This window comes from Nocardia harenae NBRC 108248, from assembly GCF_001612885.1.
Lineage (GTDB): Bacteria > Actinomycetota > Actinomycetes > Mycobacteriales > Mycobacteriaceae > Nocardia > Nocardia harenae.
Map to the genome: position 1 here is coordinate 339642 of NZ_BDBH01000011.1, position 18389 is coordinate 358030.

Sequence of the window (18389 nt, forward strand, 5' to 3'; positions counted from 1 at the left end):
GGCGCGAACCGGTCCGGCTTGCCCGGATCATCCGGTCAGCTCGCGCCGCCCGACCGGCGGCGACGGTTCGCGGGGTGCCTCCCCAGCAGCCGAGGCGGCCGGCCGATCGGGGTGGCGCGGACTCACCGCCGCGACCGCGAGCAGCAGCACCCCGCACCCGGCGACCACCCACCACCCCGGCAGCGCGGCCTCCGCGAAGCCCTCCGCCGCGACCCCGGCAACCAGGCTCCCCGCCACCGCGACCCCGCCCGCGGTCCCGATCTGTCGCGCCGTGGACGCGGTCCCGCCCGCCACCCCGGCCCGATCCGCGGGCAACCCGCTCACCGCGGTATTCGTGATCGGCGCATTGGCGAACCCCACACCGACCCCGACCAGCACGAACGCCGCAGGCCCCACCCCGGACACGACCAACACCCCGCCTCCGAGCGCCAGACAGGCCCCCGCCATCAGCAGCGGAACCCGCGCCCCGACCCGCCCCACCAGATACCCGGAGACCGGCGCGCACACCGTCGCCCCCAGCGCCATCGGCAGCGTCGCCACCCCGGCGGCCAGCGGCGACCACCCCCGCCCCTGCAGATAGAGCGTCGCCATGAGCAACACCATGCTGAACGCGACGAACACCGCGACCGCCCCCACCACGGCCGCCGCGAAACTCGGCACCCGGAACAACCCCGGCTCGATCAACGGCTCCCCCCGCCGCGATTCCACCCACACGAACACCACCAGCAGCACCCCCACCACCCCGCACCCCGCGAGCACCGCCGGCGAACCCCACCCGACCCGCGGCCCTTCGATCAGCACCCCGACCCCCACCCACAGCACCGCGATCAACAGCACCTGCCCGACCGGATCGAGCCGCCGCACCCGAACCCCCCGCGACTCCGGCACCAGCGCCCGCACCAGCACGATCGCCACCAGCACCACCGGCACGTTCACCCAGAACACCGACCGCCAGCCGAACAGCGCGATGAGCGCACCCCCGGTCACCGGCCCCGCCGCCATACTCAGCCCGAACATGGCCCCCCACACCCCGATGGCCCGCGCCCGCTCCCGCGGGTCCGGCATGGCCGCCACCACGATGGCCAGCGCCACCGGCGGGAGCATCGACGCCCCCACCCCCTGCAGCACCCGCGCCACCACGAGCAACTCCACCCCGGGCGCCACCGCGCAGGCCAGCGACGCCACCGCGAACACCACCAGCCCGATCTGGAAAACCCGGCGCCTGCCGAACCGATCCGCCAGCGCACCGGCGGTGATGAGCAGGCTCGCGAAGGTCACCGTATAGGCGTCCACCACCCACGCCAGCCGCCCCGCCTCGACTCCGAGCCCGCGCCCGATCGCACCGAGCCCGACGGTCACGATCGTCGTATCCAGCCCCACCAGGAACAGCGCCAGCGCACAGATCGCCAGCACCGTCCAGCGCCTGCGCGCCGTCGGCACCTCCGTCACCACCATTTCGACACCACCTCCCGCCCGGCACCGCGCCGCGCGCCGCCGATGCTGCCCGCCGCGCAGGCGCGAACCCCAGCGCTTTTGCGGAATCTGCAAACATGGACGCATGGATGCGGAGACGGCGGCGATCCTGGACGGCATCGGCCCGCGGCTGCGCGCGCTGCGCCGGGAGCGCGGCCTCGCCCTCGCCACCGTCGCCGCCCGCACCGGGCTCTCGGTGAGCACCCTCTCCCGGCTGGAGACCGGTCGCCGCGCGCCCACCCTCGACCTGCTCATCCCGCTGGCACGGGAGTACCGGGTCGCGCTGGACGCCGTGGTCGCCGCCCCCGCCACCGGCGACCCGCGCGTGCACCTGCAACCGCACCGGCACGCGAGCGGCGGCGTCATCGTGCCGCTCACCGGCTACCCCGGCCGCGTCCAGGTCTTCAAACATGTGCTCGGCCCGCGCGAACCGCGCCTGGTCACGCACGACGGCCACGCCTGGCTCTATGTCCTCGCGGGCACGCTGCGGCTGCTCCTCGGCCCGGACGAACACCTGCTCGGTCCCGGCGAGACCGCCGAGTTCGACCCCATGTCCCCGCACTGGTTCGGACCCGCGGGCGCAACCCCGGTCGAGGTCCTGCACCTCTTCGGCCCGCACGGCGACCGAGCGGTCCCCCGGGTCACACCGTAAGGTCGCCCACCCAACCGATGGCGAATCTTCGCCAGATCCCAGAACGCGATCGAGGCGCCGATCGCCGTGCCCAGCAGAGATCCCCGCACCCGATCGCTGATCGTCACTCCGGCCACAGGGCGATCATTCCAGGTCGAAGGGCGATTTGGTCCGCGCCCGCACATCCGATAACCTTGCGGAGCACACCGGTCCGGGTGGCGGAATGGCAGACGCGCTAGCTTGAGGTGCTAGTGCCCGTATAGGGCGTGGGGGTTCAAGTCCCCCTCCGGACACAACGCAAACACTCAGACCTGCGGTTATTAGCTCTACGCATTAACCGATACGACTTGTGATCCCTGGCAAATACCCGTGGGTGTTCACTAGGGTTCAGCTGAGAAACGCCGCTCGGCAGCCTGGAATCCGCAACGACCGTCCAGTCGCATATCTACGCTCACGTCCGATGACCAGGGTTTCGGATCAAGGGACCAGTATCGCCTCCAGGAAACCCGGGGAACATTAACGCATCGAATACACCCTGCGGATTCAGGCCGGTGGAACAAGTCAAGAAACCGGGCCTGATCAGCTGCCGGCTCAACGCGGTACCGACCTCGGCCCCGACCCGTAACCCGACGCACAGGAACACTCGCCAGACGCTCGACTGCTCCACTCCGACCGCGACAGGAAACCCGCTACGCCGCGCCCACCGTCTCGGGCACGGTGTTCCCCCGGGACGCTTCACGACCTGGTTGCCCGGGTTCTGTCAGGTACGTGTGGATCCGGGTGGTCATGGCTGGATCGATCCAGTAATTCGAATGCCCGTAGAGGGGGCCATCGGCTTCTTCGGTGGCGTCGTGGTCCAGGCAGTAGCGCTCGGACTCGTTGCACACCGGGCTCGAGATCGGGTCGGTGACTCGATAGTAGTTGTGCCACCCGCCGCAGCAGTTGTCCTTCGCTCTGTCGAAGAACGGGCCGTCGAAGTACCGGGGGAAGAACGTGCGATACAGGGTGGCCAGCGGGGAGCCACAGGTCACCAGCATCAACTGGTCGGACAGCGGAGTGCCGGTGAGTTCTTTGCTAACGAACCAGGCGCACGCGATGGATCCCTGGCTGTGCCCAACCAGCGCGATTCGGTGCCCGGCGTAATCCGGTCGCTTCAGTTCTTTTCCAAGGCCCGCCATCAGGCTGGGTCGGTAGGAGGCCCCGGCCAGGGGGACGGCATCGGGAAGCCAGAACCCGGCGATGTCGGCAAGGCTGCTGAAGCCCGCGCGCAGCGCGCTGCCGAGGCGTTCGGGACGGCGCACGATCAGCAGCACCACGATCACGAAGCTGCCGGCTTGGATGAATCTCAGCACGTCGTTCATCGTCGCGGCTCCGGTGCCGAGTACGACGTCGCCCGCCCACCACCACACGGCGCCGGTACACACGACGATGATCAGTGTCGCCGGTCCCAGGTAGGAGTTGAGGTCGCCGAGAATGCTGTGGAGCGCGGTTTCGGGCTTGCGGGGCGGCGTCCGCGGCGGGGTCTTGGCTGCTCGCGCGGACATGAACCGTCGGCTTATATAGAGAGCGATCCCGAGCGCGAGGGCGCAGATCAGGACGAAAGCGATGAAGAAGACCGGAATGATGTCCAGCCGGATCGCGTCCTCGAGCCCGTCTTCGGCAGGGCTCGGCAACAAGACATAACCGTCCCGACCAGCTGCCTCGAGCGCGGCGCGCCGTTGTTCGACGGTCGAGGCGACGGTGCCGATTCTGCTGCTCGCCCAGTTCACCAAAAAGGTCAGGACCTCCTCGACTGTTACTCGCAGCATCGATCCGGCGGCGTGCAACACCGTGATAGCCAGCAGGATCAGCAGCGCGGCGCCGGCGAGGTGGGTGCCGGCGCGCTCGTTCGACGCGGTGCGCCACCGACAGACCGCCGAGATCAGGGCAAGGACGAGCGCGCAACACCCCACGGCAAGGGTGGTTAGTCCCACCAAGGCGATCATGGGGGTGATCGCCTCCGGCTCGGCCACCAGATCAACCGGGCCCGCTGCGGTGCTCGGTTCGGCCATGCGAGTCGCGGCCCACAGCGCCGTGGCGGCGAGGACCGACAGATGCAGCACCGAGACCACGATCAGCCAGGCAGGGTGGTCAGAACGATCGCGCAGTTTGGATCGTCCGACTCGGACAATGATGAACATCCCCAAAATAGACGGCGGTACCCAGGCGACCGCACCTCGGAGGCCGGCGTCGCTGCTCATCAGAGTCGAGGAGCGCAGCATCGTTTCAAATATGACGATCAGCCAGGCTGCGGTGGCCGCGGTCAGACACAGCGCGGGCACAACCATCAGCCCCCGGAACAATCGATCGCCGACTTTGCCGGCGGCGGTACCTCCGACGTAGGGGCGCATGTAGGCGGCGACGTTCATCAGAGTGAAAGGAAACGCCAGATACCACAGAAGTGTCCGTGTCTTCTTGCGGTTCGATCGCGACCAGTTGACCAACCGGAGCCTGTGGGGCATAGGCCTGGGCTGATCGGCGACGGTCACTTGGTCGGGGGTCAGTTCCTGGAAGACCGGTGAGCCCAGCGCGCTGTAGGGATCGTGGTCGCCGATACCGTGAACCCGGATCTCTACCGGCCCTACCTGCTGTGCCGCAGTGGCCTCGCCATAGTCGTCAGCCATCGGATTCTCCCTCTTGCCTGTGCAGTCTCCTGTGGTGGGAGCCTCGGTCAGCATCGACGGCCGGGGCACCCTCACCGTAGGTAACTGTGACCCCAGACACATGCGTAGCGGACTACCTGGATTCCGAACCTGACGCAACTCCGACGCACACGGGGTTGCCAACCTGGCGGGGTGCGTTCGGGGCTGTGCACGATGAGGTGACAGCGGTCAGGCAGTTTGCAGGGCTGCCTGCGTCATGGTCGCTTCGTGTTCGATCGGGGTCAACCGGCCGAGCCGGTCCCGGCGCCGGCGCCGGTGATCCACGCGCTGAACAGGTTCCGGCACCGTCGTCGGCCGACGGCGACAGGCCACGCCCCGAAGGAGCGAAGGCGGCCCGGGCTCAGCGCACGTGTGCCGCGATGGCCGGAACGGCCTCGACCGGGTGCCTGGCCTGCAGCGCCAGCCCGGACTCGTGATACTCCCAGGCGGGGTGGCGCCGGTGCAGCACCCCCATGAGCAGGCCGGAGGCCGACCCGGCGATGGCGAGGTCGGAGCGGGCGAGTTCGCGGTCGACGGTACCGTCGAGCAGTCGGCAGAAGGCATTGTCGATGTCGGCGAAGGTCTGGCCCGTGTAGCAGGTGACCAGCAGGGCGATCGCGTCGATGTGCGCGCCGAGGCGGGTCAGGTCGATGGTGATGACCTCGTTGTCGCCCTTGCCCTCGCCGGTGGTGCTGTCGCCGTGGTGGCGCAGCGCGCCGTCGGCGGAGCTGAGTTGCTCGTGGTAGACCGCATCCACCAGTGTCCCGTCCGCGTAGAGCAGGGCGGCGGCGTTGAGGTCGATATCGCGGGCTCTGGAGCCGAAGCGGGCGCGGCGCGCCGGATCCCAGCCGACCGCCATCTTCAGGTACTGCATCGCGCCGCCGCCGTCGGACAACACCGTCATGCGGACTCACCCCTCCCGCTGTCCGCGCCCGAATCCGCGGCGCGCCGTCACATCCCGGCCCTCACCCTAGCCGGTCACGGCCGACGGCGATTCCGCGAACGCGCGCGCCGCCGAGGAGTATCTTTCTCATCAGGTGCGCCGGGAAGTCTGGTCGGCAATGTCGTATCCGCTGATCCCGGAAGGGCCTTCGCCATGACCTCCGCGCCACCTCCGCATGCTCCCGCCGTCACGATCGAGCACCTGTCCAAGCGCTTCGGCGCCACCCTCGCACTCGACGATCTCACCCTCGAGGTGCGGCGGGGCGAGGTCTTCGGATTCCTCGGCCCGAACGGCGCCGGGAAGTCGACCACGATCCGGTGCCTGCTCGGCTTGATCCGGCCGAGCACCGGACGGGTGCGGGTCTTCGACGACGATGCCGCCGACGTGCGCCGGGCGCACCGCCACCTGGCCTACGTCCCGGCCGATGTCGCGCTGTGGCCGTCGCTGACCGGAGCCGAGATCCTGCACCTGATCGCGGCCACCGGGCCCGGCGCCGACCCCGGCTACCGCGCCGAGCTGGTCGAACGCTTCGCCCTCGACCCCGGCAAACCGGCCACGACCTACTCCACCGGCAACCGGCAGAAGGTCGCGCTGATCGCCGCCTTCGCCTCCCGGGCGCCGCTGCTGGTGCTCGACGAGCCGACCAGCGGTCTGGATCCGTTGATGGAGAACCAGTTTCGGGTCTGCGTCGCACAGGCCCGCGAGCGCGGGCAGACGGTCTTCCTGAGCTCGCACCAGCTCGGCGAGGTGGAGGCCCTGTGCGACCGGGTCGCGATCCTGCGCGCGGGGCGTTTGGTGCAGATCGCCACGCTGGCGGAGCTGCGCGGGCTGCACCGCACCGTCATCGAGATCACCTACCCCGATCTGCCGCCCGACCTCGACGGCGTCACCGGTGTCGCCTCGGTCGAGCCCCTCGACGGCCGCAGGCTGCGATTCACCCTGACCGGCACCGCGGCGCCCGCCCTCGCTGCCCTCGCCGCGGCCGGGGTCACCGGTCTCTCCGCGCGCGAGCCGAGCCTCGAGGAGATCTTCCTCGACTACTACGGGCAGGCCGCGCGATGACCGCCACCACCCTGCCCGCGGCCCCGGGGCGCGCGGTGACCCGGCTGACCGCGCTCACCACCCGGCGCGGCGCACTGGTGATCGCCTGCGCTGCCACCGGGCTCTCGGCACTGGTCGCCGTGCAGTTCCAGGCCACCTTCGCCGATCAGCTCGGCGCCGAGAGCATCCGGGCCCTGGCCGAGAACCCCGCCGTGCGCGTGCTGTTCGGGCCCGCGCGGGCGCTCGACGACCCCGGCGGGTTCACCGTCTGGCGCACCGGCACTCCGGTGCTGGTGCTGTGCGGGATATGGGCGCTGCTGGCCGCGACCCGGCTGACCCGCGGCGAGGAGGAGACCGGCCGGACCGAACTGCTGCTCGCCGGGCGGCTGCGCCCGATCGACCTGCTCACCCGCACCATGGCCGTCCTCGCGGTACTCGGTGTGCTGATCGCCGCGAGCGTCGGCGCGGGGCTGCTCGCGGCGGGCACGGGTGCCGCGGGCGCGGTGCTGCACGCGGGGTGCGTGCTCGGCGCCATCGCCACCTTCGCCGCGGTCGGGTTGCTGGCCGCGCAGCTGGCGCCGACCCGGGCCGGTGCGAGCGGGCTCGCGGCCGGGGTGCTCGCGGTGAGCCTGCTGCTGCGCATGGTCGCCGACGGCGTGCCCGCGCTGGCGTCGGCGGCGTGGCTGACACCGTTCGGGCTGGCTGGGCGGGTCGCCCCCTTCGCCGAGAACAACCCGGCCCCGCTGCTCGTGCTCGCCGCGCTCGCCCTCGCGCCCGCCGCGGCGGCGGTGGCCGTGGCCGCGCGCCGCGATCTCGGCGCCGCACCGATCGCCCGCACCCGCAGCCGGGCGCCCCGCACCCGCCTGCTGGGCTCCCCCGGTGGGTTCGCGCTGCGCCGCGCCCTCGCGCCGACCTTCGGGTGGGCCCTCGGAATCGGCGCCTACTTCCTGCTGGTCGGCGCCATCACCACCTCCATCCTGGAGTTCTTCGACACCAACACCCGCTTCGCCGACCTGGCCGCCACCGCAGGCTTCGGCGGGCTCTCCACCGCGACCGGGTTCGCCGCGGCCCTGCTCGCCATCCTCGCGGTGCCCGCCGGGCTCTACGCCGCCGGCCGCATCGCGGCCATGGCCGAGCACGAACGAGCCCGGCGGTTCACCTCCCTGCACGCCGGACCGAGCACCCGCACCCGGCTCGCCTGCGCCGAGATCGCCGCCACCGTCGCCGGACTGATCACCCTGCTCGGCGTCGCCGCGGTCGGCATGTGGGTCGGCGCCCGGCTCACCGGCGCACCCCTGACCCCGACCGACACCCTCGCCGGCGCCGCCAACATCGCACCCGTCGCCCTGCTCGCCCTCGGCGGCGCCGTCCTCGCGCTCGGCTGGTACCCCCGCGCAGTCACCGCCATCGGCGCAGTCCCCGTCGCGGGCGGATTTCTGCTCGACATCACCGCCCGCAGCGTCGGCGCCCCCGCCTGGGTGGCCCAGCTATCGCCCTTCGCCCACCTCGCCCCCGTCCCCGATGCCCCGCCGAACTGGACAGCGACCCTCGTCTGCACCGGCATCGCCGCCGCGCTGACCGTGCTCGGACTGCGCGGCTACCGGCACCGCGACCTCCTCGGATGACGCTGATCGAGGGTGCGCTCTGCGCAGCGCAGGTCAGCGCTCCCGCTGGTAGACGTCGGGGATGCCGTCGTGGTCGTCGTCCCTGGTCTCCAGCTCGGCGATGCGCCGATAGACCCGGTTGCGCAGCCGCAGCACGATCGCGGCGAGCAGCGCGGCCGTCAGGGTGCCGACCAGGATGCCGACCCGGGCGTGGTCGGTCCACACCGGATGTTCGTCGAAGGCCAGCTCCGCGATCAGCAGCGACACGGTGAAACCGATCCCGCCCAGCAGCGCGACCCCGGCCACATCGACCCAGCTCAGGTCGGAATCGAGCTCGGCGCGGGTGAGCTTCGCGGTCAGGAAGGTGGTGAGCAGGATCCCCGCCGCCTTACCCGCCACCAGCCCGACCACGATCCCGAGCGTCACCCGGTCCGTCACCGAATCCAGCGCACCGGCCAATCCGCCGACCGGCACGCCCGCGGCGAAGAACGCGAACACCGGCACCGCGACCCCCGCCGAGAACGGCCGGACTCGATGCTCGAGCACCTCGGCGGGCGCGTGGTCATCGACCGTGGCATCAGCGGATCGGCGGGCGAGTACCGGCACGGCGAAACCGAGCAGTACCCCGGCCACGGTCGCATGCACCCCGGATTCGTGCACCAGCCACCAGGTCAGCGCCGCGAGCGGCAGCAGCACCAGCGGCGAGCAGATCCGGCGCTGCACGGCCAGGGTGAACGCGGCGAACGGGAGCAACGCCAGCGCCAGGTAGGGCAGGTGCAGCTCGTCGGTGTAGAAGACAGCGATCACCGTGACCGCGAGCAGGTCGTCCACCACGGCCAGCGTCAGCAGAAACGTCCGCAGCGCGGTGGGCAGGTGGGTGCCGACCACCGCGAGGATCGCCAGGGCGAAAGCGATATCGGTCGCGGTCGGAATCGCCCAGCCCTGCACCGCGTCGCCGTTCCCGGCATTGAACGCCAGGAAGATCAGCGCCGGTCCCGCCATCCCGCCGACCGCGGCCACCACCGGTAACGCCGCCCGGCGCGGATCACGCAGGTCACCGACGATGAACTCGCGTTTGAGCTCGAGCCCGACGACGAAGAAGAACACCGCGAGCAGCCCGTCGGCGGCCCAGGTGTGCAGCGACAGATCCAGATGCAGCGCGGCCGGGCCGAGCCGGAAATCGCGCAGCGACTCGTAGCCGTGGGCCCAGGGGGTATTGGCCCAGACCAGACCGATCATCGCCGCGATGATCAACAGCACGCCACCGGCGGTCTCGGTGCGCAGAATGGTGGCGATCCGCCTGGCTTCCGGCCAGGAGCCGCGGGAGAACAGCGATCGGCGCGGCGGGGGCGAACTCATCGGCACGGGAACCTTTCGTCGGCAACGGCCCCGGCCCGCATCCGGACCGGGCACGCCGACCAGGCTTCCCGGCACTCCTCCCTGTCAAGATGCCGTAAAGAGCGACCGAAGGCAAACCGAGCCATCCTGGCGTCGCCCGGGGCGGGCGGCGCACGGAACGCCGCTCATCGGGGTGGCCGCGATGCCCGCGGAGGCCGGGTGAAGACGGTTTTGCCGGTCATGGCGGGCCAGGCTTCGGGTGCGTCGTCCCACGCGACGACACGCTCGGTCACGATCCCGGGATCGAAGCCACCGGCGAGCAGTTCGAGGATCTCGGGGATGACCGCGCGTGCGTTGACCCGTCCGGTGACGAAGCGGACGCCGCGGGTGTACATCGGTAGCAGGGGCATCTCGACCGAGCCCTGGAAGTAGATGCCGGTGTCGGTGCACACACCGTCGGGCCAGGTCGCTCGGAGCGTTTGCGCCAGCAGTTCCGGGTTCATCGAGGTGTTGACGGTGACCGGGAACGGCGTCCAGCCGCGGTCGAGCTCGGCGCGGTCGTGCACCTGGGCGCCGAGCCGTTCCGCGCGGGCCAGCCGGGCCGGGTCGGTGTCGACGTAGTCGACCCGGGCACCGAGGGCGACGGCGAGCGCGGCGACATAGAGCCCGATCGAGAGCCTGCCCACCACCAGCACCCGCCGGTCGGCCGCGTCCAGTGCGGCCAGTTCGCCGCGGTAGGGCCCCACGCAGCGCCACCCGTCGGGGATGTTGTCCGACAGCGACGCCACCGACACCGGATCGACGGAGTCCGGTAGCGGGATCAGCATGGCATCGGCGAACGGGACGAGCACCAGGTCGGCCAGGAAGCCGCCGCCGTCGAGCCCCGACACCGGCGCCATTCCGTAGGTCGCCATCAGCGGCAGCGCGGCGCACGAGCCGGTGACGCCGCGCCTGCACGGCGCGCATTCCCCGCAGTTGATCTGGAACGGCACCACCACGCGATCCCCGACCCGCACCCCGGAGACCCGTTCGCCGATGGCGACCACCTCGGCCACCCCCTCGTGGCCGACGGCGTGCCCCGGCGGCACCGGAAGCAGCCCCTGCACGACTCCGACGTCCAAGTCGCAACAGGCCACCGCCAGCGGCCGCACCAGCGCCTGGCGCGGATCGCCGAGCACTGGTTCGGCGGTGTGCTGCCAGCCGTACCGTCCGACCTCTTCGTAGACCAGGTGCCGCATGGGAAGCCCTTCTTCAGCGATCTCCCGAGCATTGTTGAGTGATCTCTCCAGAATCGCAAGTACACTCCGACACATGCCCCGCCCGGATCGCAGCCGCGCCGCCCTGCTCGACACCGCGGCGCTGCTGTTCCGCCGCCAGGGATATGCGGCGACCGGGATCAACCAGATCCTCGACGGCGCAGGCGTCCGGCCCGGTTCGCTGTATCACCACTTCCCCGACGGCAAGGCCGGATTGGCGGCAGCCGTCGTGGACACCGTCGGCACCGGGATCGGCGCACTGCTGCGCGCCCTGCTGGCCCACCCGGACCCGGTCGCCGACCTCATGGACCGCTGGGTGGACATCCTGATCGCCGGCCTGGCCGCCGACGAGCGCGACGGGTGCCCGATCGAACCCATCGCTACCGAGTCGGTGACCGCGAGCCCGCTCGTCCGAACGGCGGCGGCGGGAGTGTTCAACGACTGGATCGGCGCGGTCGCCGACCGGTTGCGCACCGACGGCCGCCCCGGCGATCAGGCGCAACAGACCGCCTCGGCGATCATCTCGCTGATCGAGGGAGCGCTGCTGCTGTCCCGGGTCACCGGCGAACCCGGCGCGCTGCAGCACGCGAAAACCGCGGCCCGCTCACTCCTGGAGACCGGGCGATGATGTCCTGCGGCAGGCACCGAGAGCGGCCGACACCGCCGCACCGGGCTTCCGCTGTGCTCACGGGAACCGTCAGCCGAGATCGGAAAGGTCACGTGCGCTCTCGCCGCCGTCTCCCGGTCGGCGGGGTTGAGGCCCGGCGTGGAACACCGAGGGCGGCGGGTGCTGCGGTGGCCGCGAGATCACCCTCGTCACCGTCGACGGCGCCGGACACCAGTGGCCCGGCGCCCGGCGCACCCCGCTGCGCGAACGCCTCCTGGGCACCGACCCGCCCAGCGCCGCGCTGGACGCCACCGCCACCATCGCGGAGTTCTTCGCCCGATAGCGTCATATTCCTGCTGTTCGTCTTCACCGGGCCGGGCCGTCTCGCTCTCGGCCGCGATCGAGCGCAAGCCGTAGGCATGCCACGGCATGGGGACGCGCGGGTCATGCCACCTCGCCGAGCAGCAGGGTCAGGGCAGCGCCGGACAGGGCGAGGAAGACCGCGGCCGGAGCGATGTCGTACCGCCGTACCCGCAGGTGCGCGGCGAGCGCGGCGGCGAAGTAGGCGACGAGCCCGCCCGCGGCCGCCACCGCGACCGGCGGCCACAGCAGCCCGAGGCACAGCCCGGCGGCAGCGCCGATTTTCACCGCGGCGAGCAGCCGGAGGCGGTCGATCGGGAACCCGACGGCGGCCACGGTCTCGACGATCATCGGCTGCCGGGCCAGCATGGCCGCACCGGACCCGGTCACCGCGAGCGCCAGCAGCCCCGCCACCACGATGGTCACTGTATTCATCACTGCTCCTGAAGGTTTCGGGATCGCTCCGCGCCGAGCAGGGCGGCGCCGAGGAGGAAGGGGGCGAGCGTCGCCATGAACGGAATGCTCAGGGCGAAGGCGAGCGCGGCGGGGACGGCGTCGGCGGAGCGCGGCAGGGCAAGGGCCGCGGTGGTCGACGCGATCAGGCCGAGCGCGAGCGCCGCGGGGAGCGCGGTCAGCGCGCGGCCGGTGCGGTGCGGCAGCAGCCCGGCCCGGCGTGCCGCGCGGGCCAGCGCGGCCGCCGCCGCGAAGGCGGAGCAGACGTAGGCCAGCTGCACCAGATCCAGCCAGACCAGCGTGTAGCCGAAGAAGCCGGGCGGACCGGGAAGGCCGCGCAGATAGCTCTCCGCCGACCAGTGCGTCGCCTCCACCGCGCGCTGCTCGCCGGCGGCGCCGGTCAGCAGGATCGCCGCCCTGGCGAGCAAATTCAGCAGAAAACCGCCGGTGCCGAGCGCGAAGACCGCGAGCACCGGCAGCTCGGCGACCCGCCGCAGCCGCACCGCCACCCCGCACACCGCGCCGAAGAGCACCAGCGCGACGGCGAACAGCACCGCGGTGTTCAGCGCCATGGCCGCCGGCGCGGCCGCGGTCGGCGCCCCGGTGCCGCCGGCCACCGCGAACAGCCCGATGGCGGCGGCCACCAGCAGCGCGGCGGCGCCGTCGCCTGCCGCGGCGAGTGCGCGGACCGCGGCCACCGCCGCGACCACGTAGCAGGCGGCGAGCAGCGCGAACACCGGAAGCGGCAGGTCGAGGCCTGCGCTGGCCAGAGCGAGCAGGAGCCCGGCAGGCCACAGGGCGAGCAGGGCGTGGCGGGCCCGCCGGGAGGTCGGGTGGCTCATCAGCGCACCTCACTTTCATCAGACAATGTGTTCGACGAAAGTGTGAATTCCAGCGGACAAGCTGTCAAGTAAATACGACGAATGTGGGGTGGCCAGGGTTGCGGCAGCCCTCAGCGGTGGCTCCGGCAGCGAGAGGGCGTGGACGTTGATGACGCGCCGTTCTCAAGCACTTTCAGTAAGAATTTGAGGCGAGGAAGGTGTACGTGGCCCTGGCCCTCGAAGCCCGTGTTCGCGGTAGACCGCTGCCGCTGCAGTCGAAAGCGCCGGTGACGGGGTCACGACAAGTGGAGATCTCGGCGCGAGCGCCCATCAGGGTGTCCAGGACTCGAGGGCGTGGTGGTGATTGTCCAGTAGATGCGGCAGCCCGAGCATCGACACCGCTTCCGGCGCAACGGGTCCAAGGTATCGGTGAGCACTGAGGGGCCGGGAGAATTTCGGCCCCTCAGTGCGGTATCCAGGGCTAGTGCCCTCGCTCTAGGGTTCCAGTTCCAGACACAGTCCGACCTTCTGGGCTCCTGCGTTGGACGCGGATCGGGCAGCCAGGCGGGGTTCATATGAGGTCGGGATGCGTGAGGAGCCACCCACCAAGACAACCTTGCCGGTCAAGGCGTACGCGCGGGAAAGCTCTGCCAGCGCCGCTGCCGCATTGCCCGGCTGAGACTCGGCAACACGCGTTGCTTCTTCCGCGATGGCCGACAGCAACTGATCGCGGGCTACGGTCGCGGGGGAAGGCTCGATCTCGGCCGCCTTGCCCAGCATGAAGCTGTCGACGTCGACATCGAGGTAATCCATCGGGTCATCCTTCGGCAGGATGTCGAAATCGAGGGCCTCGAAGCGATTGACCAGCAGTGGAAAGACCATGCTTCCGTCGTCTTGCGGGTAGCCGCCCGAAGCCAGCGGCGCGGGCAGCTGCCACAGGACAGGCGGCTCATCGCTGCCGTCCTCCGAGAAGCCGATGTCGGTGCCTGCTACGAAGCGGGACAGCGGCTGACCTGCCGCGTCGAGGACCTCGAGGGTCGCGGGGACATCGCCTCCCTCGCTCGCCCGGAGCACAGGGCGTCCGTCGATGTACTCGAGGGTCAGGGTGTGTGTGCGTTCTGCCAACCTCTCCCTGTCGAAGTCGGATGACGACTCACGCACTTCGGAACGGAGCGGGTTACCGATGCGGGCCTGGGTCGTGAAGGCGTAAGCACGAGCGAGTTCGACCAGGGCCGTAGAGGCATCGCCCGGCTCTTCCTCGGCGGCGGATACCGCCTCCCTGCCGATGGCGTACAGCAGCTGATCGCGGGCCAGTGTTGACGCGGCGGGCTTGGCTTCGCCGGCCACGTCCGAGTGCTCCGTCATAGTCCACTCCTCCGTCGGGACAGCCACATGCGCTATCACACGGGCTGTCTGGTCTCTCCGCTGTGGGTTCTCGCTCTTGTCGCCTGCGCGCTGCACGACAGCCTTCTCGACCTCGACGCCGTGTGACCTCCTCCGATGCTCAGCTGAGAAGCAATCGCAGGGTATCGCTACAGCCCTTACCCGGCGTCCGGTCCGGTCTGCGGGCAGGCCACCGGCGATAGTAGCCGGGGTCACACTCCGCAGCGGCCCGTCGGCGTGGCGTGGCGGCTGCTGGGTCGTTCGGGCACGCCGAGCTCGGGGCACGCTGCGTGCTGGCCTTCCCGTTCGGTGTCGATGAGCGTGCGCCGGCGCCGAAGTTCGGTCAGGGCTCGCTGAAGCAATGCATTTCACCGTGCGCGGTCCGTCACGCGCTGTTCCGACCGGCGCGGGATTCCCTCTCCACCGCTGCCGCTCGAGCCGTCTGTCGGCGACTCTGGGTGCGCACCGTGGTCAGTGCCGGTTCAGGCCAGGACGGCGACGGTGAGGACGCCGGCCGCCGCGAGCAGGTATCCGGCCGCGATGGGCACGCTGCGGGGCTGTTTCCTCTCCGCACCGAGCCGCTCGTAGAGGGTGCCGAGCCGACGGCGGACTCGATCACCGCGGGCGGCGCCGGCCATCAGCAGCAGCAGGCACGGCAGGCAGTAGACCAGCGCGTAGCCGGCGATGATCAGCAGCGAGCGGGTGGCGCCGAGGTCGGCAGCGACGATCCGTTCGATGGCGATGAAGTAGGGGACGGCATTCGGCAGGTCCGCGCCGGTCATGACCAGTCCGAGCACGGCGGCGCTGAGTGGGTTGACCCAGCGTGGCACGGTGACCGCCGGGCGGATCCGGGCTCGCAGCCGGCGCAGCCCGGCCACCGCCAGAGCGATCGCCGCCACCGTGAACGCGATCCGCCGCACCCAGATCAAGCCGTTCCCGGCTGCGTCGGCGGCGGTATCGGCGCCGACGTAGACCACGGCGCCGAGGGCGAGGACCGTGAGGTAGGCACCGGCGACGAAACCGGCGGCCGCCCGGACCGGGTGTGCCATCGGGGCGAGGAGCAGCAGTGCCACACCGGCGATCGTGGCGGGGTTCAGTGCGTCGAGCAGGGCCAGGCCGGCGACCCCGGCCAGCAACGCGGCGGTCACGGCCGGGTGTGCGCGGCTGTCGTGCGCAGGCCGAGATGGTGCAGCAGCAGCTCCACCTCCTCGGCGGTCGGGGGCGGACCGGTGAGGGCGGCCAGAAGCAGCCCGTCGCCGACCAGCCGCACCAGGCGAGCCCGGACCGGGTCGCCGAGCTCGGCGCTCAGCATCTGCTGCCAGCGCTGTTCGGCCTCGCCCACCTCGCCCGGCAGGTCGAACTCCCCGGCGGCGGTCAACCGCACCATCGACATCATCGCCCGGTACACCGCGCTCTCGCGCGGCGTCGGCACCGACAACCGCAGCCAGGCCGCGGCCATCGTCCCCCGCGCCGCGGCCTCCGCCAGCCGCTCGTCGAACCGGCCCACCGCCCGGGTCACCAACGCCTGCAGCAGCGACTGCTTGCCGAAGTGATAGAGCAGGCCGCCCTTGCTCACCCCCGCCGCCGCCGCTACCGCCTCCAACGCGGGCGGTACCTGCCCGGCGTTGATCAGTTCCTCGGCTGCATCCAGAATGCGCTCTCGTGCACTGCCCATGCCTCTACTGTACCGTCCAGACGGTACAGTAAGAGGTTTTGCCGGGGCAGGGGAGCGTACAAATGGTGACGCTGGCCGGGCGGGTCAAGAAGCTCGCCGAGACGGCGGGGTGGAAGCGGAGTCTCGGTGAACGGTGAAGGCGCCGAACTCACGCCTCCAGCGCCGCGATCACCGCCGCCGAATCCGCCACCGCACCGAACACCCCGCCCTGCATGGTCACCATGTGCAACGCCGCCTCGTGATTCCCGGGATCGGTGGCACCGGTGCAGTCGGACAGGATCAAGCACTCGTATCCCCGGTCGTTCGCCTCCCGCATGGTCGTGTGCACGCACACATCGGTGGTGATCCCGGTGAGCACGATGTTCCGAATCCCGTTGGTCCGCAACACCAGATCCAGGTCGGTGGCGTAGAAGGCGCCCTTCCCCGGCTTGTCGATGATCGGCTCCCCCGGCAGCGGCGCGACCTCGGGAACGATCTCCCACCCCGGCTCCCCCTGCACCAGAATCCGCCCCTGCGGCCCCGCGCTGCCGATCTCCGCCCCGATCTGCGCCGAACGCCACCGCTTGTTGGCGGGCAGATCGGCCAGATCGGGCCGGTGACCCTCGCGGGTGTGGATCACCGTGAGCCCGGCGGCGCGGGCGACGGAGAGCAGCCCGGCGGTGGGGGCGAGACCGGCGCGGGTGAGGGCGAGGTCGTACCCCATGGCGTCGACGTAGCCACCGGGCCCGCAGAAGTCGACCTGCCAGTCGATGCAGATCACGGCGGTGACGGCGGGGTCGATGGGCCCGTCGTAGGGCCAGGCGTAGGGACGGGCCTCCACTTGCTTGGTCATGCGCTGACAGCCTCTCGATTGCGTACGGACAGGGCGGAGAAGACGGCGGCGCCGACGACCATGCCGACGATGGCGTCGGAGAGGCCGGGTGCCCACTCGTGGGCGGCGAGCGCGGCGGCGGCGCCGATCGCCCAGGCGGCGAATGCCTCTCGGCGCCAGGCGGTTTCGCGGGCAGCGCGGCGCAGGACCAGCTGGTCCAGGATGAGCACGATGCCGATGGGCGGAACGATGACGCCGAGCAGGTTGAGCCAGGTCTCGAAGTGTGACCACACCCCCGCCACCGCGAGCAGGACGCCGATCGCGCCGAGGACGACGCTCAGGGCGCGCATGCGCCTGCCGGTGAGCTGGCTCCAGCCGACGGCGCCGTTGTAGAGGCAGTGCGCGCAGACGGAGCCGAGATTCACGAAGACGAAGATCACCGCCACCGGTACCAGCCAGCCGCCCTGGTCGATCAGGATCGAGAGGAAGTTGCCGCCGTCGGCGGCGGGGTTCGCGGCGGCGCCGAGCGCGACGATGAGGCCGCCGATCACCAGGGCGACGGTATTGCCGAGGGGGAACGCCGAGAAGGCGGCGAGGAAACCTTCGCGGCCGTTCTTCGACCAGCGGGTGAAATCGGCGGTCATGGTCCCGGAGTCGATGAAGCAGGCGATCACCAGCGTGACGGCGGCGCCGAGGCTCAGCGCGGAGCCCGCCCCGGTGTAGCCGAGCGCCGAATCCCAGCTCCCCTCGCCGAGCGCGAGCACCACGGCGGTGATGCCGAGCGCCAGGTACAGCGGGGCGGCGACGACGCCGATGGCGGAGAGGGCGCGAATACCGAGCAGGGTGACCAGCACGTAGCCGATTCCGGCGCCGAGCGAGGTCAGCCGCTCGTCCCAGCCGAGGCTGGTGGCGAGGATCGAGCCGGTGAGCCCGGTCTGGAAGGCGAACCAGCCGATCACCACGGTGGCGAGGAAGCCGGAGACCAAGCGGTAGCCGCTGCGCCCGAAGGTGTCGATGGCGATGAGCGCGAAGCTCTTCCCGGTCTTGCCCGCCAGGTAGCTCAGCGCGCCGACATAGCCCATGAGCACGAGGTTGCCGAGCAGGATCGCGAGCATCCCGCGCCAGAAGCCGAGCGAGTACACGATGAGCCCGCCGAAGACGGCGCACGTGAGGATCATCGGGAACCCGAGCCAGACGGCCGACACGGACGCGAGGCTGCGCCGCGCCGAGGCGGGCACCGGAACGCTTTCGTACTCGTCGCTCGGGGCGACCGCTGCGGCCGGTGCCGTATTCAGCTCTGTACTCATGGCTG

At 71.0% G+C, this 18389-nt stretch carries 16 protein-coding genes and 1 tRNA gene; 5 read left to right on the forward strand and 12 right to left on the reverse strand.

Annotation, left to right across the window (positions count from 1 at the left end; translation table 11 throughout):
- Window positions 1-27: 27 nt before the first annotated feature.
- Complete coding sequence (locus tag NH2_RS22845) at window positions 28-1455, reverse strand: MFS transporter (RefSeq protein WP_067658023.1); 1428 nt, start codon at window positions 1453-1455, stop codon at window positions 28-30.
- A gap of 103 nt (window positions 1456-1558) precedes the next feature.
- Between NH2_RS22845 and NH2_RS22850 the strand changes: the two genes are divergently transcribed.
- Both NH2_RS22850 and NH2_RS22855 read left to right on the forward strand, forming a co-directional pair.
- Window positions 1559-2125: a helix-turn-helix domain-containing protein gene (locus NH2_RS22850; RefSeq protein ID WP_067658025.1), complete on the forward strand. Its 567-nt coding sequence runs from the start codon at window positions 1559-1561 to the stop codon at window positions 2123-2125.
- Between the two features lie 188 nt (window positions 2126-2313).
- Window positions 2314-2397, forward strand: a tRNA-Leu gene (locus tag NH2_RS22855).
- A gap of 396 nt (window positions 2398-2793) precedes the next feature.
- Here NH2_RS22855 and NH2_RS22860 read toward each other — a convergent pair.
- Entirely contained in the window at window positions 2794-4767 is a 1974-nt protein-coding gene (locus tag NH2_RS22860) for a hypothetical protein (RefSeq protein ID WP_067658027.1), read from the reverse strand.
- Window positions 4768-5146: 379 nt separating this feature from the next.
- Window positions 5147-5689, reverse strand: coding sequence for a TerD family protein (locus NH2_RS22865; RefSeq protein ID WP_067658029.1), 543 nt, complete (start codon window positions 5687-5689; stop codon window positions 5147-5149).
- 192 nt (window positions 5690-5881) lie between these two features.
- Between NH2_RS22865 and NH2_RS22870 the strand changes: the two genes are divergently transcribed.
- Together NH2_RS22870 and NH2_RS22875 are read left to right on the forward strand one after the other, a co-directional pair.
- The gene (locus tag NH2_RS22870; RefSeq protein ID WP_067658031.1) at window positions 5882-6790 is read left to right on the forward strand and encodes an ABC transporter ATP-binding protein; all 909 of its coding nucleotides are present in this window, start codon (window positions 5882-5884) and stop codon (window positions 6788-6790) included.
- Complete coding sequence (locus NH2_RS22875; protein WP_067658034.1) at window positions 6787-8394, forward strand: efflux permease Rv1217c-related protein; 1608 nt, start codon at window positions 6787-6789, stop codon at window positions 8392-8394. Before NH2_RS22870 ends, NH2_RS22875 begins: the two co-directional genes overlap by 4 nt.
- 33 nt (window positions 8395-8427) lie before the next feature.
- Here the strand turns inward: NH2_RS22875 and nhaA are convergent, their stop codons facing one another.
- Entirely contained in the window at window positions 8428-9732 is a 1305-nt protein-coding gene (gene nhaA, locus NH2_RS22880; protein ID WP_084505786.1) for a Na+/H+ antiporter NhaA, read from the reverse strand.
- A gap of 164 nt (window positions 9733-9896) precedes the next feature.
- Complete coding sequence (locus NH2_RS22885) at window positions 9897-10949, reverse strand: alcohol dehydrogenase catalytic domain-containing protein (protein WP_067658038.1); 1053 nt, start codon at window positions 10947-10949, stop codon at window positions 9897-9899.
- Between the two features lie 73 nt (window positions 10950-11022).
- Between NH2_RS22885 and NH2_RS22890 the strand changes: the two genes are divergently transcribed.
- Entirely contained in the window at window positions 11023-11595 is a 573-nt protein-coding gene (locus NH2_RS22890; protein WP_067658040.1) for a TetR/AcrR family transcriptional regulator, read from the forward strand.
- A 423-nt stretch (window positions 11596-12018) separates the two neighbouring features.
- Here the strand turns inward: NH2_RS22890 and NH2_RS22895 are convergent, their stop codons facing one another.
- The 7 genes from NH2_RS22895 to NH2_RS22925 all read right to left on the reverse strand — a co-directional run bounded on the left by NH2_RS22895 (window position 12019) and on the right by NH2_RS22925 (window position 18384).
- Complete coding sequence (locus NH2_RS22895) at window positions 12019-12369, reverse strand: DoxX family protein (RefSeq protein WP_084505787.1); 351 nt, start codon at window positions 12367-12369, stop codon at window positions 12019-12021.
- Window positions 12369-13229: a hypothetical protein gene (locus NH2_RS22900; protein WP_067658046.1), complete on the reverse strand. Its 861-nt coding sequence runs from the start codon at window positions 13227-13229 to the stop codon at window positions 12369-12371. The genes NH2_RS22895 and NH2_RS22900 overlap by 1 nt, the downstream gene beginning before the upstream one ends.
- 474 nt (window positions 13230-13703) lie before the next feature.
- On the reverse strand, window positions 13704-14573 hold the full coding sequence (locus tag NH2_RS22905; RefSeq protein WP_157103922.1) for a hypothetical protein: 870 nt from the start codon (window positions 14571-14573) through the stop codon (window positions 13704-13706).
- A 500-nt stretch (window positions 14574-15073) separates the two neighbouring features.
- Window positions 15074-15739, reverse strand: a complete 666-nt coding sequence (locus tag NH2_RS22910; RefSeq protein WP_067658051.1) for a GAP family protein — start codon at window positions 15737-15739, stop codon at window positions 15074-15076.
- On the reverse strand, window positions 15736-16266 hold the full coding sequence (locus NH2_RS22915) for a TetR family transcriptional regulator (protein WP_067658054.1): 531 nt from the start codon (window positions 16264-16266) through the stop codon (window positions 15736-15738). The genes NH2_RS22910 and NH2_RS22915 overlap by 4 nt, the downstream gene beginning before the upstream one ends.
- A 148-nt stretch (window positions 16267-16414) precedes the next feature.
- Window positions 16415-17098 (reverse strand): biuret amidohydrolase, encoded by a 684-nt coding sequence (biuH, locus tag NH2_RS22920; RefSeq protein ID WP_067658062.1) that lies wholly within the window; start codon window positions 17096-17098, stop codon window positions 16415-16417.
- Complete coding sequence (locus NH2_RS22925; RefSeq protein WP_084505789.1) at window positions 17095-18384, reverse strand: purine-cytosine permease family protein; 1290 nt, start codon at window positions 18382-18384, stop codon at window positions 17095-17097. Before NH2_RS22925 ends, biuH begins: the two co-directional genes overlap by 4 nt.
- Window positions 18385-18389: the final 5 nt, after the last annotated feature.

Bases quoted from the DNA above. Each gene is read 5' to 3' on its own strand.
- nhaA (WP_084505786.1), bottom strand. From the start codon at position 9,732: ATGAGTTCGCCCCCGCCGCGCCGATCGCTGTTCTCCCGCGGCTCCTGG.
- NH2_RS22900 (WP_067658046.1), bottom strand. From the start codon at position 13,229: ATGAGCCACCCGACCTCCCGGCGGGCCCGCCACGCCCTGCTCGCCCTG.
- NH2_RS22915 (WP_067658054.1), bottom strand. From the start codon at position 16,266: ATGGGCAGTGCACGAGAGCGCATTCTGGATGCAGCCGAGGAACTGATC.
- NH2_RS22845 (WP_067658023.1), bottom strand. From the start codon at position 1,455: ATGGTGGTGACGGAGGTGCCGACGGCGCGCAGGCGCTGGACGGTGCTG.
- NH2_RS22865 (WP_067658029.1), bottom strand. From the start codon at position 5,689: ATGACGGTGTTGTCCGACGGCGGCGGCGCGATGCAGTACCTGAAGATG.
- NH2_RS22860 (WP_067658027.1), bottom strand. From the start codon at position 4,767: ATGGCTGACGACTATGGCGAGGCCACTGCGGCACAGCAGGTAGGGCCG.
- NH2_RS22885 (WP_067658038.1), bottom strand. From the start codon at position 10,949: ATGCGGCACCTGGTCTACGAAGAGGTCGGACGGTACGGCTGGCAGCAC.
- NH2_RS22925 (WP_084505789.1), bottom strand. From the start codon at position 18,384: ATGAGTACAGAGCTGAATACGGCACCGGCCGCAGCGGTCGCCCCGAGC.
- NH2_RS22870 (WP_067658031.1), top strand. From the start codon at position 5,882: ATGACCTCCGCGCCACCTCCGCATGCTCCCGCCGTCACGATCGAGCAC.
- biuH (WP_067658062.1), bottom strand. From the start codon at position 17,098: ATGACCAAGCAAGTGGAGGCCCGTCCCTACGCCTGGCCCTACGACGGG.
- NH2_RS22905 (WP_157103922.1), bottom strand. From the start codon at position 14,573: ATGACGGAGCACTCGGACGTGGCCGGCGAAGCCAAGCCCGCCGCGTCA.
- NH2_RS22895 (WP_084505787.1), bottom strand. From the start codon at position 12,369: ATGAATACAGTGACCATCGTGGTGGCGGGGCTGCTGGCGCTCGCGGTG.
- NH2_RS22850 (WP_067658025.1), top strand. From the start codon at position 1,559: ATGGATGCGGAGACGGCGGCGATCCTGGACGGCATCGGCCCGCGGCTG.
- NH2_RS22875 (WP_067658034.1), top strand. From the start codon at position 6,787: ATGACCGCCACCACCCTGCCCGCGGCCCCGGGGCGCGCGGTGACCCGG.
- NH2_RS22890 (WP_067658040.1), top strand. From the start codon at position 11,023: ATGCCCCGCCCGGATCGCAGCCGCGCCGCCCTGCTCGACACCGCGGCG.